The organism is Mesorhizobium neociceri, assembly GCF_013520985.1.
Lineage (GTDB): Bacteria > Pseudomonadota > Alphaproteobacteria > Rhizobiales > Rhizobiaceae > Mesorhizobium > Mesorhizobium neociceri.
The window spans coordinates 433,029-459,804 of the sequence record NZ_JACDTY010000002.1; the positions used below are offsets into that span (position 1 = coordinate 433,029).

Sequence of the window (26,776 nt, forward strand, 5' to 3'; positions counted from 1 at the left end):
CATTCAATGCACGCTGCGCCTGGCCGAGAGCTTCTCGCCTTCAGCCGCCTTGTCGGCGCCGAGGCTTCTTTCGGCGTCGCGAGCCCGGTCGGCCGATGTCGGCGCGCTCCTGGCGATCATCACATAGACCAGCAGGAAATAGCCGATCTGGATGAGGACAGCGCAGCCGATGACGCGAAGCACCGTTGTGGTGAACGTTGCGCCGTCGACATAGGACCACGCGACCACGATCGCGAGGGCGAAGACCATTCCAATGACGAATTTTGGTAACGACATGTTCGGCGGCCCGTCAACCGGCCCGAGCATGCAAAAGCGATGACTTACCCACCCGAGTATCTCCCCATTCGCCATGCGAGCTTATTCAGCTGCTCTTTTTCGGCCGGTTGCTTCCGGCCTTCCCAACCCATCCAGACTCTAACAGGAATAATTTGCGACTCTATTAAGGCGCGAAACTGACGGCAAGGGCAACCTGCGATAATTTTCAGTCTGCCAACGCGTTCGACTCTGCCATGCTGCGATGCACACGCATGGGTGGTGGCCTAACTCGTCAAACGATTCCTACTTCAGTAGAATCTACAATGTTGATTAGTATTTTATTTGAATAATTTGGCAAAACAAGTGATTCGAAAATCAGTTAAAGCCATTCCCTCTGCGGTTAAGGACGATTCGCCCAAAATTGGCCGGAAAAAGGCATTACATTTCCTGACGTTGCTAATTATTCGTCACAAACTTGCCATAAAGGGCAAAATTTGGGCAGGGCGCGTTTATTATTTAGTCAATTCATGACGTGACTATTTCACTCGTATGGGAAATTGTGTGTTGCGCTGCAGCATTTTTTTGGTATCGTGCCATAAACCATCCGTTCAACGTATGGAGCTTTGCATGAGGGACGTTGCCAAGTCGGCCAATGCGGCATTTTCGCAGGTCGGCGTTGATTTTCCGCCACCGATCGGCGGGCTGCTGAAGCGCAGTTTCGATATTTTCGGTTCACTTTTCGGCCTGGTGGCGCTCAGCCCACTGTTCCTGATGGTGGCTCTTCTGGTCAAGCTTTCCGACGGTGGCTCGATCTTCTACGGACACAAGCGAATCGGACGCGGCGGGCGGATTTTCCCCTGCCTCAAGTTCCGCACCATGGTCGAAGACGGCGAACGCGTGCTGACCGCTTATCTCGCGGCCAATCCGGAAGCCAACGCCGAATGGATCGCGACCCGCAAGCTGAAGAACGATCCGCGCGTCACCCGCGTCGGCGCCGTTCTCCGCAAGCTCAGCCTCGACGAGCTGCCGCAGATCATCAACATCCTGCAGGGTGACATGAGCCTTGTCGGGCCTCGTCCCGTGGTGCGCGACGAGCTTGAAATCTATGGCAGCGCCGCGGTTTACTATTTGAAGTCGCGGCCGGGCCTGACCGGGCTCTGGCAGGTCAGCGGACGCAACGATGTCTCCTATGACAGCCGCGTCGCGTTCGACCGCCACTATGTCGAGAACTGGTCGCTGTTCGAAGACGTTCGCATCATCCTCAAGACCGTACCTGCGGTGTGGATGTCGCGCGGTTCCTACTGACCGACCGGAACTGGTCAGCAATCGGGCCGGTCCGGCCCGAAGCCAATCCGGCCCAAAGCCATTCGGCGATGGGCCGGCCTTGCATTGCAGCCGCGGTGCTCAATCAGCATTCGGCAGCAGGCCTATCGGGCGGATGGGGCCAAAACGGATCGGAAACGTTCAGTTGAAAACAGACATATCAGCCTATTTTCGCGTTGCCGGCCCGATGCGGCCCGCACGGCTCGTCGCCACGTGCCTCGCACTGTCGCTCACGGTTCCGGCCATGGCCGACGAATACCGGCTCGGCTCGCAGGACAAGCTCAACATCCGCGTCGCCGAATGGCAGACCGTCGAAGGCACATTCCGTGACTGGTCGGCGGTGAACGGCGAATATTCGGTCGGCCCGGCCGGCAATTTGTCGGTGCCGTTCGTCGGCGAATTGCCGGCCGCCGGCAAGACCACGTCGGAGATTGCGGCCGCCATCAGCGTCGCCCTGCAGCGCAAGCTCGCCTTGTCAGACAAGCCGGAAGCCTCGGTGGAAATGGTGCAGTTCCGGCCGTTCTATATCTCCGGCGAGATCCAGACGCCTGGCCAATTCCCCTATGTGCCTGAGCTGACCGTGCTGAAGGCGATCAGCATCGCCGGCGGTATAAGGCGCAATTCCGACTTTGGCTCGCAGCTCGGCAAGGACCTGGTGACCGCCAAGGGCAATTTCGACATTTATGACGACCAGCGCGTCCGGCTGATCGTCAGGCGCGCCCGCATCGACGCCGATCTCGCCGGCCAGGTGAGTTTCGAAGCGCCGAAGGAGGTCGAGGGCGATCCGCGCTTGCCAACCATCGTCGCCGACGAAATGCAGATCCTGACCTCCGACCAGAAAGCGCTGAAGCTGAAGCTGCAGGCGCTCGATGATCTGAAAGGTGTGCTGCAGGGGGAAATCGACGCGCTGCAGAAAAAGATCGTCAACCAGCAGAAGCAGGTCGAGCTGGCACAACAGCAGGCGGACAGCATCGGTCCGCTGGCGCAGAAGGGCCTGATCGCCAACGCACGCCTGCTTTCCTCGCAGCAATCGGTTACCGACCTGCAAGGCAAGATCCTGGACTATGAGACAGCGATCCTCACCGCCAAGCAGTCGGTCAGCAAGGCGACGCAGGACGCCATCGACGCCCAGAACACGTTGAGTTCAAGCCTTGCCGCCGACCGGCAGCAGGTCGAAGCCGACCTCAACGAGGCGGCACTCAGGGTCAACATGCAGAAGGGCCTGATGGCCCAGGCATCGGACCCGGCCACGACCGCCGCCATCACCAACAACAGTGAAGAGCCGACCCTCATCTATTCACTGGTGCGCGTTACCGACGGCAAGACCAGCGAGATCGACGCCAAGGAAGATACGCCGGTGCTGCCGGGCGACGTCATCAAGGTGAAGCTGGCGCCGATGGCCAGCCAGTAGTTCCTGTCTCGCTCGGCTAGACTGGAACGACGGAGGCGGGAGGAACAATTTTCGGCTCGTTCGCGCCAGGGCGCGGGCGGGCTGGATCGTTTCACCGTTTCAAGAAAACGGCGAACCGATCCAGTTCTTTGTTTTTAAGCAATTCCGGACGGGAAACCGCACACACTTTTCCTGGAAATTGCTTTGACCGTTTCGACCGCTTGAAGGCATACAATGCAGCCCGCCGCCCCGCGCCACATCTACCTCAATCTCGACGCCATCCGCGGCGTGGCGGCGATCAGCGTGATGCTCTACCACTTCTCGCCGTTCCTGGCTGACGGCAAGGTGCTGCCGTCGAGCTATCTCGCGGTCGACCTGTTCTTCCTGCTCAGCGGCTTCGTCATCGCGCATGCCTATGATCGCAAGATCGAAAACGGCATGGGCTTCGGCACGTTCGTGGCGATCCGCCTGATCCGCCTCTACCCGCTTTACCTCGCGGGTACGTTACTCGGCTTCTTCTACCTCGTGGTCAAGAACCGGCTCATCCCGGCGGAATACATGCCGATCTCCGAGATCGGCACCATGCTGACGACGGGCATGTTCTTCATCCCGCTGGTCAGCGATGCCTATCACACGATTTTTCCGCTCAATCCGGCGTCGTGGTCGCTGTTCTTCGAGCTGATCGTCAACATCGCCTATGTCGCCGTCTTCTTCCTGCTGACGAAACGCGTGCTGACAGTTCTCATCGCCGTCAGCCTTGTGCTGCTGGTGGTTGCCTCGATCGTGGCCGGCACGCTCGATTTCGGCATGACCGGCTCGACCATCATCAGCGGCCTGCCACGCGTCTGTTTCTCGTTCTTTCTCGGCGTGCTGCTTTGCCGGTCCATGGCGCGCTATCAAGGCGGGCTCGGCTTCCTGCGGCGCGGCTGGTGGGTAGAGGTCGCGATCGCGCTGACGCTCATCGTCTTCGCCATCGCGCCGGCCGGCGGCGCGCGCGTCGCCTACGATCTCGCCTGCATCGTGTTGGTCTTCCCGGCCCTGGTGGTGGCGGGCGCCATAGCGCCGACGGCGCCGCGCCTGTCAGTCTTCTATGGTTGGCTGGGGCGGATTTCTTACCCGATCTACATCATCCACACGCCGATGCTGATGATCATCGCCGGCGCCGGCAAGGCCGCGGCGATCGATCCGTTCGCGCATCATCCCTGGTTCGGCATCGTCATGGCGGTCGCAGTCATCGTCATCGCCGACATCGCCACGCGCCTCTATGACGAGCCGCTGCGGCGCTTCCTGCAGCGGCTGATGCAGCGCAAGCGGGCCGTCGCCTGATAAGTCTCAGACGCGCGCCGGCATGCCGCCGTTGGCGGCCTTGTCGTCCTGCACCGGAGCATAGGCCCGCCTTGCCCTGGCAACCGGCACCGGGCGCAGCTTGAACAGACCGTAATAGACGATGAACGAGGCCATGAAATAAGGGCCGAGGATCTCGACCTCGAAGAAGGAGCGGATCAGCATCAGGCCGACCGCGCCGGCAAGCACCACCGAATCGGCGCTCCAGTCGCCGAACACCACTTTCGAGACATGGCCGTAGAAGGAGCGCAGGATGATCAGCGCCAGCATGGTCACGCCGACGAAGCCGAGCTCGACCAGCGTCTCGATATAGGTGTTGTGGAAATGGAAGCCGGTGCGGGTCGAGATGTAGAACTCCGCCCAGAGCCGTTCCGGATCGGCAAAACCCTGTATCCAGTAGGCGGCATAGCCATAGCCGAGCAGCGGACGCTGCTGTGCGGCTTCCCAGCCCTGTTCCCAGAGATAGGTGCGGCCGGTCAGCGTCGAATCCTTGCCGAAGATGCCGAGCACGACATCGAGCAGGCCAAGGTTCAGCGCAGCCACCACACCCCCGACCAGCGCGGTAGCGCCGACAACGAACAGCACGCGGCGGTAGCGGCGCGACAGAACCTTGCTCATGGTGAGCAAGGCAACGACGCCGATCACTGCCGGCAGCGAAGCAACCGATGTCGCCGAATGGGCGATCGCCAGCATGTAGACCGACAGCAGGATGATCGGAGCGGTCCAGATGAAGCTCAACCAGTTGCGCCGGTAAAAGACCAGAAAAGCGAGGCAGAAGAAGATGCCGAGCGAGGCGAAGAAGCCGATCTGGTTCTTGGAGCCGAAGGCGCCGACGAAGTTGGTGGTGCCGTCAATGGTGTCGAGCGCATAGGCGCCGACTTTCAGCGAATAAAGCAGCACGATAAAGATGCCGATCAGCGAGCCGAGCACCAGCGTGCGCGTGCTGATGGTGCGCGCGGCGATGTAGGCGCACAGGATGTGGGAGAAATATTGCAGGCCCGCCCGCGCGCTGGTGCCGGCCGCTTGCGACCAGAACAGCGAAAGGCAGACATAGGCCGCAAAGAGCAGCGGCAGCCAGGCGCTGGAAACATCTCGCGCGAAGCGCCGGTAGTCGACGAACAGCAACGGCAACCACACCAGATAGTAGGCGAGGATCAGGATCTGGCCGAAATTGGTGGAATAGGCGAAGGCAAAAACCGACACGGCGACGGCAAAGGCCGCATAGGCCTTGTTGTTGTCCGGATCGATCAGAATGGATTTCGGGATCTTCATATCCGTACCGGATTTCTCATGCTTGCCGCCTTTCAACTGGGCACGCCGCCTTTCAGCCGCGCATAAGCGCCCATGAACCGGCTTTTCCGCGTCAGGCCTCGGACGTCATGCCCGCCGGTGGCCGCATGCACACCGGAACCTGCCTTTGCTGGAGCCCAATCCGGAGCATCCATTGTGCAGTGCAATATAACCTGTATCGCCTGTCACTCAATGGCAAAGTTGTCACGGGGTAGGCGAACCGGCCAAAACGACCATGCAACGGCCAGATGGCGCGAATGCGGCTTCGCGCAAAATCAGAGCTTGGCCGCTACCACAGCGCCCCGCCGGTGACCTGGATGTTTTCCATGGTGATGCCCTTGGCCAGGTCCGAACACAGGAAGACGGCCAGAGCCGCGATCTCCTGCGGCTGGAGCATGCGCTGCTGCGGATTGCCTTTGGCGATCTCGGCCATCGCTTCCTCGGCCGTGCGGCCCTTGCCCTCGCGTTCGACCACCTGCGCCACGTTGCGGCGCATCAGTTCGGTCTCGACCCAGGTCGGGCTGATCATGACACAGGTTACACCGTGCGCGGCGCCTTCCAGCGCCACACAGCGGGTCAGGCCGAGCAGGCCGGCCTTCGAGGCACAATAGGCCGGGTTGTCTTTCCAGCCGACGGAAGCCGCGGTCGAGCCGATGTTGACGATGCGGCCCCAACCGCGCTCGATCATGCCCGGCAGGACCGCGCGCGTGGCGCGGAACGCTCCGGTCAGATTGGTGTCGACGATCTTGTCCCACAGCGCGTCGGAATGGCCGCAGACCGGCTGCTCGGCGGTGGTGCCGGCGGCGTTGACCAGGATGTCTGCTGGGCCGATGGCGCCTTCTGCGTCTGCCGCAAACCGGTTGGTGATGTCGCTATCGCGGACATCGAGATGCGCCGCGTGGACCCTGGTGCCATGAGCCGACAGGACTGAGCGCACACGCTCGATCTCATCGGCGCCGGGATAGTAGGCGGCGTCAGATCTGTCGGCGCCGGCAGGCGCGATGTAGGAGCCCACGGCGACATTGGCGCCTGCCTGCGCCAGGGCCGTCGCAATGGCAAAACCCATACCGGAAAACCCGCCGGTGACGATGGCGCTGCGGCCGGAAAGGTCTGTCATGAGCAATGGGGCTCCGATGCCGACGTTTGATGCGATAGTCTTAGACCCAGCCCGGGGACGAGCGCTACCTTGCCTGCAGCGCTGACCACGACATCGCTAGAGGGGTTTGCCCAACCACTCGCGGTAGAAACCTTCAAGATCGGGCTCGAAGTCATGCACGATGGGATAGCCCGGCGCCGCCGCTTCAACCTCGTGCATGGTGCCGCATTCCGGGCAGATGAATTCCCGAATTTCCATCCATTGCGGATCGGGGATATCGCTGTTGGGATAGATTTCGCGCAGCGCTTCCTCGGTGTTGCGCACGATGATCGCCGCCTTGAGCTTCCAGTTCTTGCGATAGTCGCCGAAGGAGTGGCCGCATTCGCAACGGGTGATGCGCTCGTCGCCGCTCTGGCAGATGAAGAGGTGATCCGAGACTGGCAGCAGGATCGGATCCGCCCAGGCGACACGATCCTGATAGACGGCGACCATCTTGAAGAAGCGGTCATCATCCTTGTAGGCGCTCATGATGCGTCTTGTCTGCGGCCAGGGCAGCTTGCCGGCGGCCAGATCGCCGAGGACTTCCTTGCTGTATGAGGTCATGGCTTTGCTCCCGGCATGAAGATCGATTTGGCGTCGACGGTCCAGAAATCGCTAAAATCCTTGGTGAAGCGAGACGACAGCTTGATCGCGCTGGCATACATTTTCTTCACCTCAGGGGCGAAGTCGGCCTTCTCGACCCGGCCGCGCTCAGCGGCGATCCAGTCCGAAACCGGGATCGCCTTGGCCAGTCGCTGCTTGCGCATTGCCGCACGGCGTTCAACCGTGGCATCGATATCGGCAACCGGATAACCCTCGGCATCGTCCTTCAGCACGATACCGAAAACCTGGATCGCCGCTTCGCGGGTGAGGTAGCCGTTCTCGACATCCCATGCCGTCTTGATCGGATCGCGCTCCAGCACGTCGCCGTAACCACCGCCGCCATTGTAGGAATGGCTGAAGATATCGCCGGACTTGTGCGGCGAGGTGATGTAGGGGCCTTCGACCAAAACATGGTCGCCGCCGATGTTCTTCTCGTAGTCGGAGACATCAGGGTCGATGCCCGGTGCATGCGCCAGCGGTTCGCCATTTGCCGCCAGTTCATGGATGTTGGAGTTGCGCACGGCGCGATGCTTCTGGCAGGTCGGCGCGGGATAGCCGCCGCACATGCCAGAATTGTCGAACACGCGCGAGGAATGCTCCGAAGTGTGGAGCCGCAGATGCGAGGTCTTGTTGATCAGCCAGGTCGAGACGAAGGAACAGCCGCCGCGATATTTGCCGGCGCCGCCCGAATTGGGGACGATCGAGCGGCCGATATAGACCATCGGCATCGACTGTTCCCAGACCTCGATGTTGCCCATGTCGGATTCCGGATTCCAGCCGACATAGGCGGTGTCGAGACCATCGGCGATGGCCAACGCGCCGGAGCCGGCGGCGGCGCATTCGAAATGCGCCATGCCGAACGGCGTGCCGTACTGGCTTTCACCGCCCATCTCGATCATCGGGCTGTTGACCTGGCCGACGAAGGCTTCCTCGACGAAACCGCGAGCCACGAAGCCGCGCGACAAGAGCCGCTGGAAGACGCCATAGGCCGGCAGCAGCAGCGCCCATGAGGTGGCGGTCGCCACCATCTCATTGTCGGGGTTGGTCCAGGTGCCATGCGGCAGTTTCAGCTCGGTCGCCATCCAGGCGCCGTCATTGACCAGGCCTTCGAAATTCATGTGCTGGGTCAGCGTCACAAACATGCCGCCATCCATGCCGGCCGGCGTGCAGTTCATCGAATGGTAGCCCCAGGGCTGCGTGCCCTCGAAATCCATGGTGATCTTGCCGTCGGTGGTGATCTCCATCTCGATCGGAATGTTGTAGAGCCAATCGGGATCGCCGAGCAGCTGGAAGCCCGGCTTGCCCGCCGTGACGTGGCCATAGAAGGTGTGGCCGCGATAGATGCCGGGCACGGTGAGCTGGCGGGTGCGGGCGAGCTGGGCGCGGCGGCCTTCCTCAATGAACTCCTTCGACACCTTCATCCAGTAGTCGAGGCCGATCTCGGAGATCAGCTGCTTGACGCTTTCGCGCATGTCGATGCAGGAGGCGACCTTGGCCTTCTCGTCGAGAACCCAGTAGATCGGCATGCGCAGATTGCGCTCGCAGCGGATGACGTAGTCGCGGCGAATCTCGTCATTCTCGCCGATCTTCTCGGCGCAGACGAACAGGCCTTCGGTGAAGCGCTCCTGTGCGAGGCAGACGTCACCGCCAGGGGTAATGCCGCCGGCTTCCAGTTCGTGGCAGACGGCACCGGCCCAGCCAACCAGCGTGCCTTCATGGAAGATCGGCACCACGTCCATGACGTCGGGCACCTGCACGGTGCCGATGAAGGCATCGTTGTTGGCGAAGATATCGCCTTCACGGATCTTCGGGTTTTCCTCGTAATTGTTCTTGATCATCCACTTGATGAAGCGGCTCATCGTATGGACATGCACCATGATGCCGTTGGAGAGCGCGATGGCGTCACCTTCGGGCGTATAGATCGCTACCACCATTTCGCCGACCTCGCGCACGCCGGGCGAGGCCGAGATGCGGCGGGCCATTTCGCGGGCCGAGACGCAATAGGCGCGCAGCTTGGTGTGCAGCGTCTCGAATTTCAGCGGATCCTCGTTGCGCAGGGTAAGTTCGGTGATGCCGTCATAGCAGCCGGTCTCTTCCATCAGCCGCTCGGAATCGAGCAGTCGTTCGCGAAGGCGCAGCACTGAGGCAGGTTTGTCCAACATGGCGGTGCCCTCTCAAGCGTGGGTGTAGTGCAGCAGCGTCCACTCATCGACATGGACACGGTCCTGCGGATGAACGACGAGCGTGGTGGCGGGATGTTCGATGATGGCCGGGCCGATAACCTCATGGCCGGGCTGCAGAAGATCCATCTCGTAGAGATTGGCCTTGTGCCAGCGCCCGCCAATGTAAGCCTCGCGCACGCCCTTGTGTGCGGCAGTCGGATCCGACTTGCCGAGCGGGCGCTTGAGCAGCACCGGCTTGACCTTGTCGGCGGTGGCAATCAGCCCAAGTTCGGTGATGGTGAAGCCGGCCTCGCCATAGCGCGACACGCGGTGGTTGACCTTGGCGTAGACCGCCTCGAACTCGTCGATAACCTTACGCATGTCGTCAGCCGAATTGACCTCGGCAAGCGGCGCCATGACTTCGACGTCCTCGAGCTGGCCGGTGTAGCGCATCATCAGGAAAGGCACGGTCTTAATCTTGTCGCGGGCATGCCCATCGGTGATCATCTCGTCGACCGCTGCCTTGGTCAGGTCGTTCCAGACATTGGTGACCTTCTTGCCGAAGGCGAGCAGTTCGTCATCGCTTGCCCGCGCGCCGATGTCGTGTTGCGTCGACACCGAATGGCGGCGCATGAAATCGGCGGTGGTGCAGCCGAAGGCCGAGAAGGCGGCGGCGAACTGGAAGGTGATGATGTCCTTGAAGCCGATGCCCCTGGAGCAGCCGGCCAGATGCAGCGGACCCGAACCGCCATAGGATAGCAGGGTGAATTCGGAGGGGTGGATGCCCTGGCCGGAGATGACGCGGCGCAGCGCGTTGTTGGCGTCGGCCTCCAGCATGTCGATCATGCCTTCGGCCGCCTCCTCGACACCGACGCCAAGGATGTTGGAGCATTTTTCCTCGAAGGCCTTGCGCGCCTTCTCGACCTGCAAGACGACCTTGCCGCCAAGGAAGTAATACGGATTCAGGCGGCCGAGGATGGCGTCGCAATCGGCGATGGTGGGTTCGGTGCCGCCCTTGGCAAAGCAGATCGGGCCGGGATCCGAGCCGGCGCTTTCCGGTCCAAGCGAGACCTTCTTGGTCAGCGGGTCGACCTTGAGGATCATGCCGGCACCGGCGCCGATCGTGTCGAGATGCAGCGTCGGCACGTTGAGCTTGAAACGGTCCATCAGCGGCTCGTTCTCGATCCGGGTCTGGCCGCGTGAAATCACGCCCATGTCGAAGGAGGTGCCGCCCATGTCCGAGCAGATCAGCGAGTCGTTGCCGATCAGCTTGCCGACATAGGCTGCACCGAGAATGCCGCCGATCGGACCGGAAATCATGGTTTCGTGCAGGCGCGGATGGTTGATCGAAGTCAGGCCGCCGAAAGACAGCAAAGTCTGCACGCCGTATTTGAAGCCGTATTTCTTCGAGACGTCCTCGATACCCCTAAGCTGCTTGCGGCCGCGCGAGGTGGCGTAGGCTTCGATCAACACCGAGTTCAGCCGCGACTGTTCGCGGATGACCGGGCGGACTTCGTGGCTGGTGTAGACGAGAATGTCGGCGCCGGCCTTCTGCACTTCCTCGCGGCAGATCTCGGCAATGCGCTTCTCGTGCACCGGATTGACGTGCGAGAAGATGGTCATGATGCAGATCGCCTCGACCTTGTCGGCGATCAGTTTTTTCGCGGCAGCCGAGACCTCATGCTCGTAGAGCGGCAGCACGATGTCGCCGAACTGGTCGATGCGCTCGGTGACGCCATGGGTGCGGCGGCGCGGCACCAGCGGATCGGGATGGTGATGGGTGACCGCATGCAGCCGGTCGGCATAGGAATAGTCGGCCCAGGCCTGCAGGCCGCGGCCCATCAGGATCATGTCTTCCAGACCCTTGGTGGTGATCAGGCCGAGCCGGCGGCCCGTGCGCGACAACAGCGTGTTGAGCATACCGGTGCCGGAATAGAGCACGACGTTGACGCCGGAAAAGAGCGATTCCAGCGAGATGCCCCAGGCATCCGCCGCGTCCTCGGCCGAGGCCAAGAAACCTTCGGCCTCGTTCTTGGGCGTGGTTGCCGACTTGCCGATCTTGAAGTGGCCGTCCTGATCGACAAGGATCGTGTCGGTCATGGTGCCGCCGGCGTCGATGCCGATGACGATGGGATTGCCGACGATGGGGCTGGTGAGGTTGGGTTGGGTCACGGTCGCCTCAGGATTGGTCTAGGATGGGGCTAGGCTAGATTCATTGGGCGGCCTTGCGCCATATGCCAAAAGACACAATGACGCTTTGACCGGGATCGCCGAGAAAAGGGCATGCGCATGGGCAGCAACATCTGGGCGCCGCTGGCCAGGGCGATTGCCGCCACCGGCACGGACGGGCATGTCGACTGCCTGATCGACCTGATCGGCGCCGACATCGAGCACGATCTGGTGACAGTAACGCGTTATTCGGCGACGCAGACGCCCGAGTTTATCAAGCACCGGCGGTTCTCGGACGAAATGGTCCGGCGCTATCTCGACAATTACTACGTCTTCGACCCGTTCTATGCCTCATGGCGGCGCGAGCGGAGGCTCGGCATCCTGCCGCTGAAGCGGCTTGCCGACGACGAGGCCAAGCGCGGCCAGTACATAGCCGGCTTCCTGGCGCAGTCGGAAATCTGCGACGAGGTCGGGATCATGTTGGCCGATGGCGGCGATTGGTGCCTCGGCATATTCCTCGACCGTTCGACCGCCTCATTCAAGGATAGCGAGATCGCCCTGCTGGATGAGCGCTTGCCGGTGTTCGAGGCGCTGCATGCGCTGGACACCAAGGCGCGTGGGACAGAATTCTCCCGCACTTCGGCGCCGACCGGCCCCGGCGCCTCACCCCGGCAGGAGCCAACCATCCCGACCAGCCTGTGGCCGGAACTGTCGCTGCGCGAGCGAGAACTTGTCCAGCTCATCCTCGCCGGTCACCCTACGGCGAATATCGCCGAGCGTCTCGGCATCACCGTTGGCACGGTGAAGAACCACCGCCGCCGCATCTACGACAAGCTCGACATCACCACCGAGCGCGAGCTGTTCCTGCAGTTCTTCCAGCACCGGGCGGATAGTTAGGAGCTCGTCGCCTCTGACGGACGCGTTCCCCGGCGAATGGTATCGATGAGGGCGCGGAGCGCCGGCGCCATCTGCCGCTGTGCCGGATAACACAAATAGTAGCCTGGAAAGGGCGCCGACCAGGCCTCGAGCACCGGGACGAGGCGCCCTTCGGCGATATGCCCCTCGATCAGCTGTTCGCTCGCGAAGGCGATGCCCAGCCCGTCGACCGCTGCCTGCACGCCAAAGTCCTTCTGGCTGGAGATCACAGGACCTTCCACGGCGACCTCGAACCACTTGCCGTCCGCCATGAACTCCCACTTGTACGGAGTCGCCTGGCCAGGCCATCGCCAGCCGATGCAGCTGTGGGCGAGCAGGTCGCGTGGGTGAGCAGGCGTCCCGCGTCGCGCGAGATAGTCAGGTGACGCGACCGCGGTCTGGCGCAGGTCGGGACCGAGTTTCACCGCGATCAGATCCTTGTCGATGACCTCTCCGAGCCGGATAGCAACGTCATAGCCCTCGGCTACGATGTTCACCACAGTGTCGTCGAGCGTGACGTCCAGGACCACCTGCGGATAGGCGTCGCTGAACGCCCGTAATATGGGCGTCAGGTAAAGGCTGGCGGCATTGTGAAAGCAGTGCATCCGCACTGTCCCGGCGGGGTGGGCCCGGCCTTCGCTTGTTTCGTCCAAAGCCTCGCCGAGCTGATCGACGGCGGGCTTCACGCGGGCGAAAAGTTTGGCGCCCGCCTCGGTCAGGGAGACGCTTCGGGTGGTCCGATTGAACAGGCTGACGCCGACGCGCTCCTCGAGCCCGCGGACCATCTGGCTCAGGGCCGAAGACGACACACCGAGCTTCTCCGCAGCGCGACTGAAATTGAGCGAGCCAGCCACGGCCACAAAGGCGCGGAGCTGGTTGAAGTCGCCGGCAGACGGACGGACAGGGTCCATGATCACCCGTGATTGAGTAGCTCAGCTAACAAGGCCGGTAAGGGCGCGCCGGTTAAACGCTGCCTGCGAACCCCTTATAGCAAGCGCATTGCCAGACCTGAAGGGAAGCCATCATGACCACGCCAGACATCCAATTGCCTGAGATAGATGGGTTGGCCGCTCTGGCTCAAACCTACTTCGACGCCGCCCATGATATGGACGCCGGCAAGTTCGCTTCCATCTTCCACGAGGCGGCTTTTGTTACGCGAAGGGGCGAAAACGACACGGTCGTCGTTACCCCCGTTGCCGCCTGGCTGGACACCGTTCGGACGTTGAAGTCGCCGCGAGGAACCGGTGCCGAGCGCAAGGACCAGATTCTCTCGATCAACCTAGTGCGCGACATGGCGCTCCTCAAGCTTAGCCTACGAATCCCGCCGCGTGAGGTGACCGACCTTTTGTCGTGCCTCTTCCTCGACGGCCGCTGGCTAATCGTCCAGAAGGTGTTTTGCGCCGAACCACTTCGCTGATCGATCCAACGGGTCTGGCTTGACCTTAGCGACACATGGCCACTCCGCATCGGGCGGGCGGCTGTCAGTCGTGCAATTGCCGGGAAATCGGCGGACCGATGGTAAAATCGGAAAAGGTGACTTCAAACCCTTCGCGCTGCGGCGAACAGCACATCATGCCGACATCGACCGACTTCGAGATCGGGAAATAGGCCAGCCGCACCGGCTTCCAGTGGCCATCGGCCGCATCCAGATACTGGATGCGGATGGCCTCGGCATGGCGGGTCAGGCGGATGCGGACACCGTCGGGATCGTTGGGGATGCTGAGCAGCGACCAGTCCGAGGTGTCGTTGGTCACGACGACGGAAAAGTACGCCAGCCCGTCGGTGTATTCGATGCCGGCCTTGATCCAGTGCGTTTCGCTCAGCCGCAGCATCAGCCCGGCCTGGTCGTAGAGCACCTTGTAATCGCCCTTGACGGTAACCTCGGCGCTGAAGTCGCCATCGACCGGCCGGTAGAGGAAATGGCCATTGTCGCGCCAGAAACCGTAAAAGGTTTCGCGCCAGAAGTCGGTTTCCTTGCCGGTGCGCACATGCACCGTGTCGTCACCGAAAGCATGGTGCGGCGGCGGGTTGAGCCAGGTCAGGTCCTCTTTCGGCGAAGTCATCGATGCGCCATCGATTAGCCGGCAAATGTATAGGCTGTCTTCACCGTTGTGTAGAACTCCGCGGCATAGCGGCCCTGTTCGCGCGGGCCGTAGCTCGAGCCCTTGCGGCCACCGAACGGGACGTGGAAATCGACGCCGGCCGTCGGCAGATTGACCATCACCATGCCGGCTTCGGAATTGCGCCGGAAATGCGTGGCGTGCTTGAGGCTCGACGTGCAGATGCCGGAGGTCAGGCCGAAGGGCGTGTCGTTGGCGACGGCAAGTGCCTCGTCATAGTCCTTGACGCGGATGACATTGGCGACCGGGCCAAAGATTTCCTCGCGCGAAATGCGCATGGCGTTGGTGCTCTCGGTGAACAGCGCCGGCCGGAGGTAGAAGCCAGGCGTTTCGCGGTCGAGCCGCTCGCCGCCGAAGGCGAGGTTGGCGCCTTCAGTGCTGCCGATGGCGATGTAGTCCTCGTCCTGCTTCAATTGGCTCGCATCGACGACCGGCCCGATCTGGGTCTTGGCGTCGAGCGCATCGCCGATGACGAGTTTTTCCAGGCGCTCCTTGAGCGCGGCGACGAAGCGGTCATGAATGCCTTCGGTCACCACCAGGCGCGACGAGGCCGTGCAGCGCTGGCCGGTCGAGAAATAGGCGCCGTTGATCGCGCAATCGACAGCTATGGCGAGATCGGCGTCGTCGAGCACGACGAGCGGGTTCTTGCCGCCCATTTCGAGCTGGAATTTGCGCATGTGCTCCACACTTGCCGCCGCGACGCGTTTTCCGGTGCCGACCGAGCCGGTGAAGGTAATGGCGTTGAGGTCGGGGCTGTCGAGCATGGCCTGGCCGGCCACCGAGCCTTTACCCATCACCAGATTGAGCACGCCTTTCGGCAGCCCGGCGCGGTGCAGGATGTCGACGATGGTCCAGGCGCTTTCAGGCACCAGTTCGGCCGGCTTGAAGACGATGGTGTTGCCGTGGGCGAGCGCCGGCGCGATCTTCCAGGTCGGAATGGCGATCGGGAAATTCCATGGCGTGATGATGCCGACGACGCCGACGGCTTCGCGAGTGATCTCGACGCCGACGCCCGGGCGCACGCTGGGCACCAGCTCGCCCGAGAGCCGAAGCGTCTCGCCGGCGAAGAAATCGAAGATCTGGGCGGCGCGGATGGTCTCGCCAATTCCCTCGGCCAGCGTCTTGCCCTCTTCGCGCGACAGCGATCGGCCGATCTCGTCCTTGCGCGCCATGATCTCGTCCGAGGCCTTTTTCAGCACGGCATGGCGAACCAGCGGCGCCGAGCGCGACCAGGCCGGGAAAGCGGCCTTGGCCGCCGCAATGGCCTGCTTTGCCTGTTCGGCGCCCGCCGAGGCATATTCGCCAACCACATCGCCGGTATCGGACGGGTTGATGTTGCGCGAGCCGGCCTCGCCCACCCACTCGCCATCGATCAGATTCTTGCGGAACAGTGTCATATCGCGGTCTTCCTTGTCATGGTTCGCTGGCGGTGCCGTATGCCTGAATCATTTATCAGACAAATGACGACACTGTGAGGGCAGAGATTGGCTGCGGACTGGATAGCCGATGGCGCGCGACTGCGAAAGCCGCGACTGCGCCGACAAATTGAAGCGGGCCTTTGTCAGGTCGGAAAAGTCCAGAACAGGCAGGCCAGCGTCGCCGCGGCGAAGATGACGAAGAACAGGCTTCTGAGCAGGATGTTGCGGCGCAGCTCATTCATAGTGAAATGGCAGCCGACGATTGCCGCGGCAAACAGGAAACGCCAGTTCACCAGCGCCCACAGCACGCTGCTCTGGCCAAAAGCCCAGCGAGCGACGAGGCAGCCGACAATGGTCGCGAACAAGGCGATCACGGCCCAGAACAGCGCGTCCGCAGCATGGGTCAAGACGATGCCGGCGGCTCGAATGGGCAGGATCATCATCAGCATGGCGCTGAAGAAGTAGACGGCGGCGAGCGGCAGGAACGAGCCGGCATCGGCAATGCCGTCCAGCCGCCTCACGCCGATCGCGCCATAGGGATAGCCGTGCCTGGCCACCGCCAGGCTGAGCGCCATGAGCAATGCGGTGAACACCGCGACCAATGCGAATGTGGAGAGAGCCTTGCTCATGCCATTCCTTGTTTTGGGGCCCGATCCGGGCCGAATCACAGGGAACGATTTTAGCGCACGGTCCAGGATTGCGCGTCAGCTTTGCTGAGCGTTCCGCTCTTCACCGATCGCTGTTTTCGAAGGCGCCCATGCCTTGCGCGATCAGGTTGGTTGCCATGACCAGCGAAACGATGGCGGCGGAGTTGAAGATCACCACCCACCATTTGCCGCCGGTCAGGAAGCCGTAGCCGTCGGCGACGGCCAATCCCCAATCGGCGGAGGGCGGCTGGATGCCGAGGCCGAGGAAGCTCAGCGTCGCGATCGAAAAGAAGGCGTAGCCGAGCCTTGTAACCAACTCGATGAGGATGGTTTCCCTGACATTGGGCAGGATCTCCAGGAACATGATGGCAAGGGCGCTCTCGCCGCCGAGCCGGGCGGCGCTGACATAGTCGCGCTTGCGCTGCTCGCGCACGGCCGCGCGCACCGTCCTTGCCACCAGCGGCGCATAGGCGATGCCGATCACCAGGATGACTGTCAGGTTCGACGGTCCAAGCGCGACCAGCGTCATGGTGACAAGGACGATGAAGGGAAAGGCCATCAGCGTGTCGAGCAGCCGTGCGCCGATGGCATCGACCAGCCCGTCGAAATAGCCGAGCACGAGGCCAAGCACGCTGCCGGCGGCAACGCCGAGCAAGGTTGCTGCCGGCGCCACCAGCAGGATGTCGCGCGAGCCGACGACGATGCGCGACAGCACGTCGCGGCCGAGCTGGTCGGTGCCGAACCAGTGCGCGGCGTCGGGCGGCGCCAGCATGACAAGGAAATCCTCGGCATAGGGGTCGTAGGGCACAAACAGGCTGCCGAAGACGGCGCAGCCGACCCAGAACAGCAGGAGTAACGAGCCGACGATGACCGAAGGCGGCAGTTGCGAAACGGTCTCGCGAATGCGGCTCGCGGCCCGCCAGCCCAGAGCACCGCGTCGCGGCAATTCCATCAGTTCCATCATGGCGACACATGGCGGCGTTGCCGCGGATCGAGCAGCGCCTGGACGAGATCGCCCGCCGCGGCCGACAGCACGAAGATCGTCGCCATCACCAGCACGCCGGCTTCGAGCATCGGGAAGTCGCGCGACTTGGCGGCGTTGAGGACAAGGTTGCCGAGGCCCTGGATGCCGAACAGTGCCTCGATCACCACCAACCCACCGAGCATGTAACCGGTCTGGGTCGCCAACACGGCGATGGTCGGCGTCAGCGCATTGCGCAGCACGTGGCGGATCAGGATTTCGCGCCGTTCAAGTCCTTTCAGGACGGCGGTGCGCGTATAGTCGGCTGCCAGCGCCTCGATCACGCCGGCCCGCGTCATGCGGGCGATGTAGCCGGCGAGGTTCAGCACCAGCGGCAGCGCCGGCAGGATCAGGTAGTAGCCACTGACCCACAGCCCGGCGCCATCGGGAGCAGCGCCGGTGATCGGGAACCAGTTCAGCCACAGGCCGAACACGATGAGCAGCAGCAGCCCGGAGACGAAATCCGGGACAATGCCGAAGGACACGCCGGCGAGCACAATCAGCCGGTCGATAAAGCGGCCCTGGTTGAGCCCGGCAACGATGCCGGTGCCGATGCCGAGCGGCAGCAGAAAGACGAGGATAACACCGGCAAGGGCAGCCGAGCGCTTGAGGCTTTCCAGCACGAACGGCGCCACCGGCAAGCGCAGCGACAGCGAGGTGCCGAAATCGCCTGACAGCGCATTGCTGAACCAGTGCCAGTACTGGACGAGCACCGGCTGGTCGGCGCCCAGCTGCTTGTTGAGCGCGGCGACCGCCTCGGCGTCGGCGAACGGCCCGAGCATGAGGCGGCCGACATCGCCGGGCAGAACCTGCCCGGCGAAGAACACCAGCATGCTGACCAGCCACAGCGTGAGCAGAAGCGTGGCTGCCCGCGCCGACAAAGTGCGGCCGGTCAGCATCGGATTCCGGTCCCCTGCATGGCTGGACGTTTCACGGGTCATGCCTGGGCGAAGGTGACGCGGTCGAGCAGCAGATGCGAGATCGCCGTGAAGCGGACGCCCTCGACCTTCGACGAGACGATGCGGCTGTATTGCGAGAAGTAGCTGATGATCAGCGGCGTCTCGTCGAGCAGCAGGGTCTGGATCCTGCCGGCGGCAAGGCGTTGCGCCTGGAGGTCGCGGGCCTTGCCGTACTCGAGCAGCAGGCCGTCATAGGCCGGGTTGTTGAAATGCGCCGCGTTCCAGGCACCCGAACTCTTCAGCGTTGCGTTGAGGAAGATGTCGGGCGTGCCGCGATGGCCGAAATCGGTGATGCCGAGATTGGAATCAAGCCATGGCGAGCTGCCGAACTTCGCCGAGCCGTAATAGGCGTCCTGCGGCAGAACGTTGAGCTTGATGTCGATGCCGGCCTTCCTGGCGAAGTTCTGGATGATCACGGCATAGTCGGGAATGTCATAGGCGCGCTCGGTGGTCAGCGTCACCGGGAAGCCGTTCGGCACGCCGGCTTCGCCAAGCAGGCGCTTGGCCTCGGCGATGTCCTGCTTGCGCTGCGGCACCGACGGATCGGCCGACGGGAAGATCGGCGCGAATGGCGTGTCGTTGCCGACAATGGCGCGGCCCTTGAGCAATCCCTTGACCACCGCCTCGCGGTCGATGGTGAGCGCCAGCGCGCGGCGGATGCGCTTGTCGGTGAACGGCGCCTGGTCGGTCCGCAGATGCACCTCGTCATGCGAGCTCGCCTGCACGCTCAGGAGCTTGAAGTTGGGATTGCCCTCGATCGCCAGTTCAAGCCGGGTCGTGCTCGGGATGACGTCGAGCTGGCCGGCCTGCAGCGCCAGCACCTGCGCCTGCTCGTCGTCGAAGAACTTGATCTCGACGCGGTCGGGCAGCGCCTTGTCGCCCCAATAGTCGGGATTGCGCACGAAGCTGGCACCTTGCTTGGGGCGGAAGGATTCGAGCTTGAACGGGCCGGTGCCGTTAAAATTCTTCTCGAAATCACCGGCATAGTCGGCCGGCAGGATGACGGCATTGTAGACGTCGGACGAGACATAGAAGGGGAAGTTGCTGTTGGGGCCATCGAGATCGAAGGCGATGGTTTCGTCGTCGACAACCTTGGCGCCACCCTTGGACAGGATGCCTTTGTAAGCCGACAAAGCCGACGATCCGCTGGCCGGATCGACCAGCCGTTCGAAGCTCGCCACCACGTCCTTGGCGGTGACGGTGCGGCCGTCGTGGAATTTCACGCCCGGGCGCAATTTGAAGGTCCAGCGGCTGGCGGTCTCGTCGGCTTCCCAGGACAAAGCGAGCTTGGGCTGCAACCCGTCCTTGGGATCGTCGAGGATGAGATATTCGCCGACCTGGCTGATGACGCCGATGCTGGCCGGATCGGTGATCGAGACGGGATCGATCGCTTTGGTCGGCTGTCCGAGCCCAACACGGACCGTGCCGCCAGCGCCGGCAGCGCGCGCCACGCCGGAACCGACAAGCCCGTGCGAAGCGGCAAAGCCGGTAAGGCCGATCAAGGCCGCGTATTTCAGGAGATCGCGGCGTTTGAGAAAGCCGGCCTGGTGTTCGTCGACGGCGACATTCCAGATGTCGCCGGACAGATTGCGAAGCGTATCGATGTCGTTGCGTTTGCTCATTTTGAAACCCCTGTCTGAAATGACGGTTGATGTTCTAGGCGACGGGTTCGCCGTCGAGATGAATGCGGTCGACGGCTTGCGGGTAGAAGGCGATGAGGCCCTTGATCTTGGGCATTTCGGCAATGGGATCGCGGTAGCTCCAAGCGATATCAGGACTTACCGAGCCGTCGGCGCGCAGGCCTGACCAGTAAGAAGCGATGCCCTTGTAGGGACAGCGCGTCGTGGTGTCCGAGGCGACCAACCGGTCCAGCCTGACATCGTCGGGGTGCAAATAGAAACGCGTTGGCAGATGCGTCTCGAACAGCAGCACCGGTCGATGGCTGTCGGCGATCAGCTCACCGTCGAACCAGATCTGGACGTGGCTTGAGCTCTGCAGCACATCGATGCGGGCGTATGGGTCCCGCGCGTGGACGAAGACCTCTTCCTCCTCCTCGAACCATTGGTCGACCGCCTTCCAGGTGAAGGCGATACGTCCGGCCAGCGGCGCCAGGTTTTCATCCGGCGGCGCGACAAATGACCAGGCCGCATTGGGCGACGCTTTCGATCCTGTCTCCAGATCCCAATAGGTGGTTTCACCACCGACCGGATGCGGCTGGCGATGCTCGGAGGGCTTCAGCAGCGAACGGTCCACCGACGAGGCCGGGAAGAAATAGATCGGCAGGAAATGGTTGGAGCGCAGCACCAGGACATTGCGGCTGTCGGCGATGGTGCGGCCGGCGAACTTGACCCTGATGCGCTTGGGGCTGTGCAGGACATTGATGAGCTGCGGAGCCGTGGCTTCGCGGGGCTGGAGTTTTGGCGCTGCTGTCATATCAGTTGCTCCAAGTCAGGAAACGGCGCGCACATTGTCGCGCTGTTCGGCGAAGCGGTTGGCCGGCCGCGCCAGGCCGAAGCGGTCGCGCAGCGTTCCCGGCGCATATTCGGTGGGGAATACGCCGCGGCGCTGCAGCTCCGGCACGACTTGCTCGGCAAAATTCACCCAGTCCTCAGGCAGCAGCGGGAACATCAGGTTGAAGCCGTCGGCGGCGCCTGAGACAAACCAGTCCTGCAACTGGTCGGCGATCTGCGTGGGCGTGCCGACGACCGTCGGCACCGAACCGCTGTTGGCGAGCCTGCGGGCGATCTCGCGCAGGCTGAGATTCTGCTTCGACCACTCCTTGACCCGGTTGAGTGAGGTGCGGCCGCCATTGAACGTGCTCTCGTCCGGCAGCGGCGGAAGCGGGCCGTCCGGCGGATAGACCGAGAGGTCCACGCCGCTCCAGCTCGACAGAAGATCGATGCCGACGCGATCGGGAAGCAAGCTCTGCAGATATTCCTGTCGCTCGCGTCCTTCCGCTTCGGAGGTCGCGACGATCGGCAGGATTCCCGGCAGGATCTTGAAGCTCTCGGGCTTGCGGCCATAACGGGCGAGGCGCTCGTTGATGTCCTGCCGGTATTTGATGCCGTCTTCCCTGGTGCTGTAGATGGCGAAATGCGCGTCGGCATGGGCAGTGGCGAAATTCTTGCCGTCTTCGGAAGAGCCGGCCTGGACGATCAGCGGATGGCCTTGCGGCGGGCGCGAGACATTGAGCGGTCCGCGTACCCTAAAATGCTGGCCTTTGTGGTTGATCGCGTGGACCTTGTCGGGGTCGGCGAAATAGCCCGTTGCCTTGTCGATGAGCAACGCCTCGTCTTCCCAGCTGTCCCAAAGCGCCTTGACGATATCGAGGAATTCGGTGGCGCGGTCGTAGCGGAAGGCATGCTCGATATTGCCGTCGCGGCCGAAATTGCGCGCCTCCTCGTCCATGGCCGACGTCACGACGTTCCACGACGCCCTGCCCTTGCTGATATGGTCGAGCGAGGCGAACATGCGCGCGACATTGTAAGGCTCGCTGTAGGAGCTCGATGCGGTGGTGATCAGGCCGATATGTTTGGTCACGCCGGCAAGTGCCGACAGCAGCGTCAGCGGTTCCAGGCGGGCATTGGCGTAGTGCGCGACGCCGCTTTGCACCGAATCCCAGATCGCGACATGATCGGCGACGAAGATCGTATCGATCCTGGCGCGCTCGGCTGCCTGGACGAGATCTCGGTAAAAATCGAAGTCCAGCACTTCGCGGCCCGGCGCCCGGGGATGGCGCCATGACATGCGATGATCGCCCTGCGGGTTGAAGAAAAATGCGCTGAGGATCATGTGGTCTCGTGCCATGGCGGCCTCCTTCCAGATCTGCTCCGAAGGACCGTCGCGCTGCCTGAAAAGGCCGCGACAATCTCTCCTGAGCGATAAAAGGTAGATTGCGCTCCAGCTTAATTCGAGTAATTTTATAGAGATTATGTGTTGCGTAAGCGGAAGCGATTGCCCTCGATGGCGGCGCTGGAAGAAAGTGGTTTCAAGGGCCCCATGTCGTCATCGGTTCTGAAGGTAGAACAGCTCACCGTCGCCTATGATGGGCGCCGGGCATCGCATCCGGCCGTCAACGGCGTGTCGCTGCATATCGGCGAAGGCGAGGCGCTCGGCCTTGTCGGCGAGTCCGGATCGGGCAAGAGCTCGGTGGCGCTCGCTGTTCTGCGCTATCTGCCGCGCAACGCCCAGGTCGCCGCGTCGGCGCTCGAGTTCCAGGGCCGGGAGATCCGTGATCTCTCGCCCGAGCAGCTTCGCCGGCTATTGGGCGATCGCATCGCGGCCGTCTATCAGCATCCGGGCGCCGCACTCAATCCAGCCATGACGATTGGCCGCCAGATCACCGAGACGATCATGCGGCACCGCCCGGTTCGGCCGGACGAGGCGCGCGGGCGTGCCGCCGAACTGCTCGGCCGCGTCAGGGTGAGCAATCCGGAACGGGTGCTCGATCTTTATCCGCATGAACTGTCCGGCGGCATGCAGCAGCGCGCCAACATCGCCATTGCCATTGCGCTCGACCCGTCGCTGCTGGTGCTGGATGAGCCGACGACCGCACTGGACGCCAGCGTCCAGTCCGAGATCATCGCCATCCTGCAGGATTTGCGGCGCGACCACAAAACCAGCGTTTTGCTGGTCAGCCACGACATCAACATGATCCGCCGCGCCTGCGACCGGGTGGCCGTCATGCAGTCGGGGACGGTGGTCGAAAGCGGCATCGCGAACGACGTCTTCGAGAACCCTGTTCACACCTACACCAAGGCGCTGATCGCCTCGATCCCGGCACTCAACTTCACCAAGCGCGACGGCAGGCTGGCCGAGACGCACGTAACCGGCCCGTCGGCGCCTGTCCACAGCGATCAGCCGCAAGCCGCGCGTCCGATCGCCGTCGCCTGCAAAGGCATCAGCCATGCCTTCGGCGCTCAGGCCGTGCTGCACGACATAGAGTTGCAGATTGGCCAGGGCGAGACATTCGGGCTGATCGGCGAGTCCGGGTCCGGCAAATCGACGCTGGCCAGGATCGTTACCGGCCTGCAGACGCCGGATGCCGGATCGGTCGAACTGTTCGGCCGCGCGGTTGCGGCGCGCGTCGAAAAGAGAAGTGCGAGCGAACGGCGCGACGTGCAAATGGTCTTCCAGTCACCCGACCGTACGCTCAATCCGCGCCAGCGGATCGGCAGGATCCTCGGCCGCCCGCTGCGGCGGCTGGCCGGCCTTGGTCGCGGTGAGGTGAGGCAGCGCGTCGGCGACCTTTTGGCCTCGGTGCGCCTGGCTGCCGCGACCGTCGACCAGAAGCCGCGATCGCTATCCGGCGGCCAGCGCCAGCGCGCAGCCATTGCCCGGGCCTTCGCCGGTGTGCCGAAACTGGTGGTGCTGGACGAGCCGACCTCAGCGCTCGACGTCTCCGTGCAGGCGACCGTGCTCAATCTGCTCAACGACCTGCAGCGCGACAAGGACACCACCTACCTGTTCATCAGCCACGACCTCAGGGTGGTGCGCTACATGGCCGACAGTATTGGCGTGCTCTATCGCGGCCGGCTAGTCGAGACCGGTTCGTCAGAGCAGATTTTTCGCGGTCCCAACCATCCCTATACGAAACTGCTTCTGGCCGCGTCCTCGGATGAGACGGTGCCGAAGGCTCCGGCTCAGCTCGACGTCGCGGCGCAGGACACCGAGACCTCCGGATGCGCCTTCGCCAGCCGCTGTCCAATGGCCCTGCCCGACTGCCGAAAGGCGCAACCGCCGGTCAGGCAGGCCGGCGACGGTCATCTGATCGCCTGCTGGAGAGACGCAAGCGATCTCTGATTGCGAAGCGGGCCGGGCCAACCGACAAGCCTGCCCTCGAAGAGATGTCCCCCGGCCGATGCGGCCGGAGGACAGGCTTGGGGGGCCTGATCAGTTGGCGACCTTGCCGCAGGTGGTGAGAGCGTCTTCCGGTGTGCAGATCTCGGTGCCGGTCTTGATGAACGGTTCGACCGTGCCGCCTTTGCTCAGCTTGTCCAACGCCATGATGGTCTCGAAGCCCATGTCATAGGGGCGCTGGCCGATATTGTAGTGGCTGAGGCCGGCGGCGAGCAGCGGCAGCTGCGGACCGAAATTGTCGCCGAACACGACCACCAGATCCTTGCTGTCGAGACGTGCCTTGAGCGGCGTCATCGCCTGCTTGTAGGCTTCCGGCGCATATTGCGCCCAACCGCCGACCGCGACGAAGGCGCTGAGTTCGGGATTGTTGGTCATGACGTCGCGCACCTGCTGGGCGGCAAGCGTGATGTCGTCATTGTTGTAGACCGGGCAGCCCGCCGGCTCGGTCCAGCCATTCTGTCCGGTCAGCGTCTCGACGCCCTTGTCCTTGGTGACGCCGGCCAGCGTGTCGCGGATGCCCTGCACGCGCGCCTTGAGGTTTTCGGAAGCCGGCGCGCCGGACTGGATGCAGACGGTGCCGTTCTTCTTGTGGGCGAGCACCTTCTGCGCCAGCGCCACGCCGAACTCGTAATTGTCGGTGCCGATATAGGTCGAGCGCAGACCGGCATCTTCCGGCAGTACGTCGGTGTCATAGGTGACGACTGGAATGCCCTTTTCCTTGGCCATCTTCATGATGCGCGCCATGGCTTTCGGATTGCCGGCCGAAATGCCGAGGCCGGCAACGCCGCGCGTGACCATGTCCTGCGCCAACTGCACTTCCTTGGCCTCGTCATATTCCGTCGGCCCGATATAGGTGCATTTGACGTCGCCGAGCTTCTTGGCGGCGGCTTCGCAACCGGCCTGGATCGGCGGGCTGAAGGCGTTGTTGAGGACCTTGAAGACGAGCGCGAATTCGCGCTCCTCGGCATTGGCCTGGACGGCCGTCATGCCGATTGCAAGACAGGCGAGAGAGAGCGTGGTTTTAAGCGTTTTCGACAGCGACATTGTTTCCTCCATTTGGGTTCGCCGTGACGTGTCCGCTCGGTTTTTGTTGGAGCATGATCTTTTCCGAAAACCGGTTTCCACTTTTCGGGATCATGCTCTTAGCGTCGCACAGAGCGGATTCTTTCCAGGAGGACGGCTGCAAGGATGAAGCACCCGACAAACGTGCCCTGCCAGAACGGATTGACGCCTGCCAGAAGCAGCGCGTTGCGAATGGTTTCGACGAGGATGGCGCCGATGCCAGCGCCAAGCGCCGAGCCGAAGCCGCCGGTTAGCGACGCGCCGCCGATGACGGTCGACGCGATGACCTGCAGCTCGTAGCCGGTGCCGATGGAGTTGGTCACCGCGCCCAGCCAGCCGACGAGGAAAATGGCAGTCACAGCAACCATGAAGCCGCTGAACGCATAGGCCGAGATCTTGATCAGATCGACCGGGATGCCCGACAGCCGCGCCGCCGGTTCGTTGCCGCCAATGGCGAAGAGATAGCGGCCCCAACGCGACATTGTCAGCAGGAAATGCAGGACGATGACGCCGACGACCAGGGCGTAGACCACATTGGGCAGGCCGAATGTATAGCCGCCACCGAGCGCAACGATTGACTCGCTTGCGCGGCCGAATTCGTAGAATACCTGGTTGTTGGTCAGCACCAGCGCCAGGCTGCGGCCGATCGAAAGCGTCGCCAGGGTGACGATGAAGGGCGGCAGCTTGACGTAGGCGATGATCGCGCCGTTGACGGTGCCGCACAGCACACCCATTGCCAGCGTCGCCGCGATGCCGACCACCAGCGGCATGTCGGCGTTGAGCACGATGCCCAGGGTGACACCGCACATGCCCAGGATCGAACCGACCGAAATGTCGATGCCGCCGCTGATGATCACCGGCGTCATGCCGATGGCCATGATGCCGATGAAGCAGGCGTTCTGGAAAATGTTGAGCAGGTTGCCTGAAGTCGCGAATTTCGGTGCGATCATCGACACGACGAGACCGAGCACCAGGATGGCGAGCGCGATCCAGGTTTCCTGCGCCAGAAGCACGCGGTTCAACAGCGTACGGCTCGACCCTTTCAGAAGGTCGATCTCCATTCCGGGATGGTCGTCGGGGGCGCTCATGGCATGGCTCCGTGGC

The 26,776-nt window shown here is 62.8% G+C and carries 23 protein-coding genes; 6 read left to right on the plus strand and 17 right to left on the minus strand.

Annotated elements, in window-relative coordinates:
- Positions 1-3: 3 nt before the first annotated feature.
- The gene (locus H0241_RS06120) at positions 4-276 is read right to left on the minus strand and encodes an exopolysaccharide production repressor exox (RefSeq protein ID WP_181056511.1); all 273 of its coding nucleotides are present in this window, start codon (positions 274-276) and stop codon (positions 4-6) included.
- Between the two features lie 606 nt (positions 277-882).
- On the opposite strand from H0241_RS06120, the gene H0241_RS06125 reads away from it, so the two are divergent.
- The 3 genes from H0241_RS06125 (at position 883) to H0241_RS06135 (ending at position 4,294) form a co-directional block, all read left to right on the plus strand.
- Positions 883-1,560, plus strand: a complete 678-nt coding sequence (locus tag H0241_RS06125) for a sugar transferase (protein ID WP_181056512.1) — start codon at positions 883-885, stop codon at positions 1,558-1,560.
- A 205-nt stretch (positions 1,561-1,765) separates the two neighbouring features.
- Positions 1,766-2,989, plus strand: coding sequence for a polysaccharide biosynthesis/export family protein (locus H0241_RS06130; protein WP_181056850.1), 1,224 nt, complete (start codon positions 1,766-1,768; stop codon positions 2,987-2,989).
- A 213-nt stretch (positions 2,990-3,202) separates the two neighbouring features.
- Positions 3,203-4,294: an acyltransferase family protein gene (locus H0241_RS06135; protein ID WP_181056513.1), complete on the plus strand. Its 1,092-nt coding sequence runs from the start codon at positions 3,203-3,205 to the stop codon at positions 4,292-4,294.
- Between the two features lie 6 nt (positions 4,295-4,300).
- Here H0241_RS06135 and H0241_RS06140 read toward each other — a convergent pair whose 3' ends face one another.
- The 5 genes from H0241_RS06140 to H0241_RS06160 form a co-directional block, all read right to left on the minus strand.
- Complete coding sequence (locus H0241_RS06140; RefSeq protein ID WP_181056851.1) at positions 4,301-5,584, minus strand: O-antigen ligase family protein; 1,284 nt, start codon at positions 5,582-5,584, stop codon at positions 4,301-4,303.
- 307 nt (positions 5,585-5,891) lie between these two features.
- Positions 5,892-6,719 (minus strand): SDR family NAD(P)-dependent oxidoreductase, encoded by an 828-nt coding sequence (locus H0241_RS06145; RefSeq protein WP_181056514.1) that lies wholly within the window; start codon positions 6,717-6,719, stop codon positions 5,892-5,894.
- A gap of 96 nt (positions 6,720-6,815) precedes the next feature.
- Complete coding sequence (locus H0241_RS06150) at positions 6,816-7,301, minus strand: acetone carboxylase subunit gamma (protein ID WP_181056515.1); 486 nt, start codon at positions 7,299-7,301, stop codon at positions 6,816-6,818.
- A complete protein-coding gene (locus H0241_RS06155; RefSeq protein ID WP_181056516.1) occupies positions 7,298-9,502 on the minus strand; it encodes a hydantoinase B/oxoprolinase family protein in 2,205 nt (734 codons plus the stop codon). The genes H0241_RS06150 and H0241_RS06155 overlap by 4 nt, the downstream gene beginning before the upstream one ends.
- Positions 9,503-9,514: 12 nt before the next feature.
- Complete coding sequence (locus tag H0241_RS06160; RefSeq protein ID WP_181056517.1) at positions 9,515-11,674, minus strand: hydantoinase/oxoprolinase family protein; 2,160 nt, start codon at positions 11,672-11,674, stop codon at positions 9,515-9,517.
- Positions 11,675-11,785: 111 nt separating this feature from the next.
- Here H0241_RS06160 and H0241_RS06165 point away from each other — a divergent pair, with 111 nt between their 5' ends.
- On the plus strand, positions 11,786-12,568 hold the full coding sequence (locus H0241_RS06165; protein WP_181056518.1) for a helix-turn-helix transcriptional regulator: 783 nt from the start codon (positions 11,786-11,788) through the stop codon (positions 12,566-12,568).
- Here H0241_RS06165 and H0241_RS06170 read toward each other — a convergent pair.
- Positions 12,565-13,497 carry a LysR family transcriptional regulator gene (locus H0241_RS06170; protein WP_181056519.1) on the minus strand — a complete coding sequence of 311 codons (933 nt, stop codon included), beginning with the start codon at positions 13,495-13,497 and terminating at the stop codon, positions 12,565-12,567. The genes H0241_RS06165 and H0241_RS06170 overlap by 4 nt on opposite strands.
- Positions 13,498-13,610: 113 nt before the next feature.
- Between H0241_RS06170 and H0241_RS06175 the strand changes: the two genes are divergently transcribed.
- Positions 13,611-14,003 (plus strand): nuclear transport factor 2 family protein, encoded by a 393-nt coding sequence (locus H0241_RS06175; RefSeq protein WP_181056520.1) that lies wholly within the window; start codon positions 13,611-13,613, stop codon positions 14,001-14,003.
- 64 nt (positions 14,004-14,067) lie between these two features.
- Here the strand turns inward: H0241_RS06175 and H0241_RS06180 are convergent, their stop codons facing one another.
- The 8 genes from H0241_RS06180 to H0241_RS06215 all read right to left on the minus strand — a co-directional run bounded on the left by H0241_RS06180 (position 14,068) and on the right by H0241_RS06215 (position 22,558).
- Positions 14,068-14,649 (minus strand): DUF1349 domain-containing protein, encoded by a 582-nt coding sequence (locus tag H0241_RS06180; RefSeq protein ID WP_181056521.1) that lies wholly within the window; start codon positions 14,647-14,649, stop codon positions 14,068-14,070.
- Between the two features lie 14 nt (positions 14,650-14,663).
- Positions 14,664-16,103 (minus strand): aldehyde dehydrogenase family protein, encoded by a 1,440-nt coding sequence (locus H0241_RS06185; RefSeq protein ID WP_181056522.1) that lies wholly within the window; start codon positions 16,101-16,103, stop codon positions 14,664-14,666.
- 164 nt (positions 16,104-16,267) lie between these two features.
- Positions 16,268-16,753 (minus strand): hypothetical protein, encoded by a 486-nt coding sequence (locus H0241_RS06190; protein ID WP_181056523.1) that lies wholly within the window; start codon positions 16,751-16,753, stop codon positions 16,268-16,270.
- Between the two features lie 100 nt (positions 16,754-16,853).
- Positions 16,854-17,723, minus strand: a complete 870-nt coding sequence (locus H0241_RS06195; protein ID WP_235984043.1) for an ABC transporter permease — start codon at positions 17,721-17,723, stop codon at positions 16,854-16,856.
- Between the two features lie 8 nt (positions 17,724-17,731).
- Positions 17,732-18,691 (minus strand): ABC transporter permease, encoded by a 960-nt coding sequence (locus H0241_RS06200; protein WP_181056525.1) that lies wholly within the window; start codon positions 18,689-18,691, stop codon positions 17,732-17,734.
- A gap of 38 nt (positions 18,692-18,729) precedes the next feature.
- On the minus strand, positions 18,730-20,373 hold the full coding sequence (locus H0241_RS06205) for an ABC transporter substrate-binding protein (RefSeq protein WP_181056526.1): 1,644 nt from the start codon (positions 20,371-20,373) through the stop codon (positions 18,730-18,732).
- A 34-nt stretch (positions 20,374-20,407) separates the two neighbouring features.
- Entirely contained in the window at positions 20,408-21,184 is a 777-nt protein-coding gene (locus H0241_RS06210) for a DUF427 domain-containing protein (RefSeq protein WP_181056527.1), read from the minus strand.
- Positions 21,185-21,199: 15 nt separating this feature from the next.
- Positions 21,200-22,558 carry an LLM class flavin-dependent oxidoreductase gene (locus H0241_RS06215; RefSeq protein WP_181056528.1) on the minus strand — a complete coding sequence of 453 codons (1,359 nt, stop codon included), beginning with the start codon at positions 22,556-22,558 and terminating at the stop codon, positions 21,200-21,202.
- A gap of 192 nt (positions 22,559-22,750) precedes the next feature.
- Here H0241_RS06215 and H0241_RS06220 point away from each other — a divergent pair, with 192 nt between their 5' ends.
- Positions 22,751-24,553 (plus strand): dipeptide ABC transporter ATP-binding protein, encoded by a 1,803-nt coding sequence (locus H0241_RS06220; protein WP_181056529.1) that lies wholly within the window; start codon positions 22,751-22,753, stop codon positions 24,551-24,553.
- Positions 24,554-24,643: 90 nt separating this feature from the next.
- Here H0241_RS06220 and H0241_RS06225 read toward each other — a convergent pair whose 3' ends face one another.
- Both H0241_RS06225 and H0241_RS06230 read right to left on the minus strand, forming a co-directional pair.
- Positions 24,644-25,654: a sugar-binding protein gene (locus H0241_RS06225; protein ID WP_181056530.1), complete on the minus strand. Its 1,011-nt coding sequence runs from the start codon at positions 25,652-25,654 to the stop codon at positions 24,644-24,646.
- 98 nt (positions 25,655-25,752) lie between these two features.
- Positions 25,753-26,733: an ABC transporter permease gene (locus tag H0241_RS06230; RefSeq protein WP_181056852.1), complete on the minus strand. Its 981-nt coding sequence runs from the start codon at positions 26,731-26,733 to the stop codon at positions 25,753-25,755.
- Positions 26,734-26,776: the final 43 nt, after the last annotated feature.

Bases quoted from the DNA above. Each gene is read 5' to 3' on its own strand.
- H0241_RS06120 (WP_181056511.1), bottom strand. From the start codon at position 276: ATGTCGTTACCAAAATTCGTCATTGGAATGGTCTTCGCCCTCGCGATC.
- H0241_RS06125 (WP_181056512.1), top strand. From the start codon at position 883: ATGAGGGACGTTGCCAAGTCGGCCAATGCGGCATTTTCGCAGGTCGGC.
- H0241_RS06130 (WP_181056850.1), top strand. From the start codon at position 1,766: ATGCGGCCCGCACGGCTCGTCGCCACGTGCCTCGCACTGTCGCTCACG.
- H0241_RS06135 (WP_181056513.1), top strand. From the start codon at position 3,203: ATGCAGCCCGCCGCCCCGCGCCACATCTACCTCAATCTCGACGCCATC.
- H0241_RS06140 (WP_181056851.1), bottom strand. From the start codon at position 5,584: ATGAAGATCCCGAAATCCATTCTGATCGATCCGGACAACAACAAGGCC.
- H0241_RS06145 (WP_181056514.1), bottom strand. From the start codon at position 6,719: ATGACAGACCTTTCCGGCCGCAGCGCCATCGTCACCGGCGGGTTTTCC.
- H0241_RS06150 (WP_181056515.1), bottom strand. From the start codon at position 7,301: ATGACCTCATACAGCAAGGAAGTCCTCGGCGATCTGGCCGCCGGCAAG.
- H0241_RS06155 (WP_181056516.1), bottom strand. From the start codon at position 9,502: ATGTTGGACAAACCTGCCTCAGTGCTGCGCCTTCGCGAACGACTGCTC.
- H0241_RS06165 (WP_181056518.1), top strand. From the start codon at position 11,786: ATGCGCATGGGCAGCAACATCTGGGCGCCGCTGGCCAGGGCGATTGCC.
- H0241_RS06170 (WP_181056519.1), bottom strand. From the start codon at position 13,497: ATGGACCCTGTCCGTCCGTCTGCCGGCGACTTCAACCAGCTCCGCGCC.
- H0241_RS06175 (WP_181056520.1), top strand. From the start codon at position 13,611: ATGACCACGCCAGACATCCAATTGCCTGAGATAGATGGGTTGGCCGCT.
- H0241_RS06180 (WP_181056521.1), bottom strand. From the start codon at position 14,649: ATGACTTCGCCGAAAGAGGACCTGACCTGGCTCAACCCGCCGCCGCAC.
- H0241_RS06185 (WP_181056522.1), bottom strand. From the start codon at position 16,103: ATGACACTGTTCCGCAAGAATCTGATCGATGGCGAGTGGGTGGGCGAG.
- H0241_RS06190 (WP_181056523.1), bottom strand. From the start codon at position 16,753: ATGAGCAAGGCTCTCTCCACATTCGCATTGGTCGCGGTGTTCACCGCA.
- H0241_RS06195 (WP_235984043.1), bottom strand. From the start codon at position 17,723: ATGGAATTGCCGCGACGCGGTGCTCTGGGCTGGCGGGCCGCGAGCCGC.
- H0241_RS06200 (WP_181056525.1), bottom strand. From the start codon at position 18,691: ATGCTGACCGGCCGCACTTTGTCGGCGCGGGCAGCCACGCTTCTGCTC.
- H0241_RS06205 (WP_181056526.1), bottom strand. From the start codon at position 20,373: ATGAGCAAACGCAACGACATCGATACGCTTCGCAATCTGTCCGGCGAC.
- H0241_RS06210 (WP_181056527.1), bottom strand. From the start codon at position 21,184: ATGACAGCAGCGCCAAAACTCCAGCCCCGCGAAGCCACGGCTCCGCAG.
- H0241_RS06215 (WP_181056528.1), bottom strand. From the start codon at position 22,558: ATGGCACGAGACCACATGATCCTCAGCGCATTTTTCTTCAACCCGCAG.
- H0241_RS06220 (WP_181056529.1), top strand. From the start codon at position 22,751: ATGTCGTCATCGGTTCTGAAGGTAGAACAGCTCACCGTCGCCTATGAT.
- H0241_RS06225 (WP_181056530.1), bottom strand. From the start codon at position 25,654: ATGTCGCTGTCGAAAACGCTTAAAACCACGCTCTCTCTCGCCTGTCTT.
- H0241_RS06230 (WP_181056852.1), bottom strand. From the start codon at position 26,733: ATGGAGATCGACCTTCTGAAAGGGTCGAGCCGTACGCTGTTGAACCGC.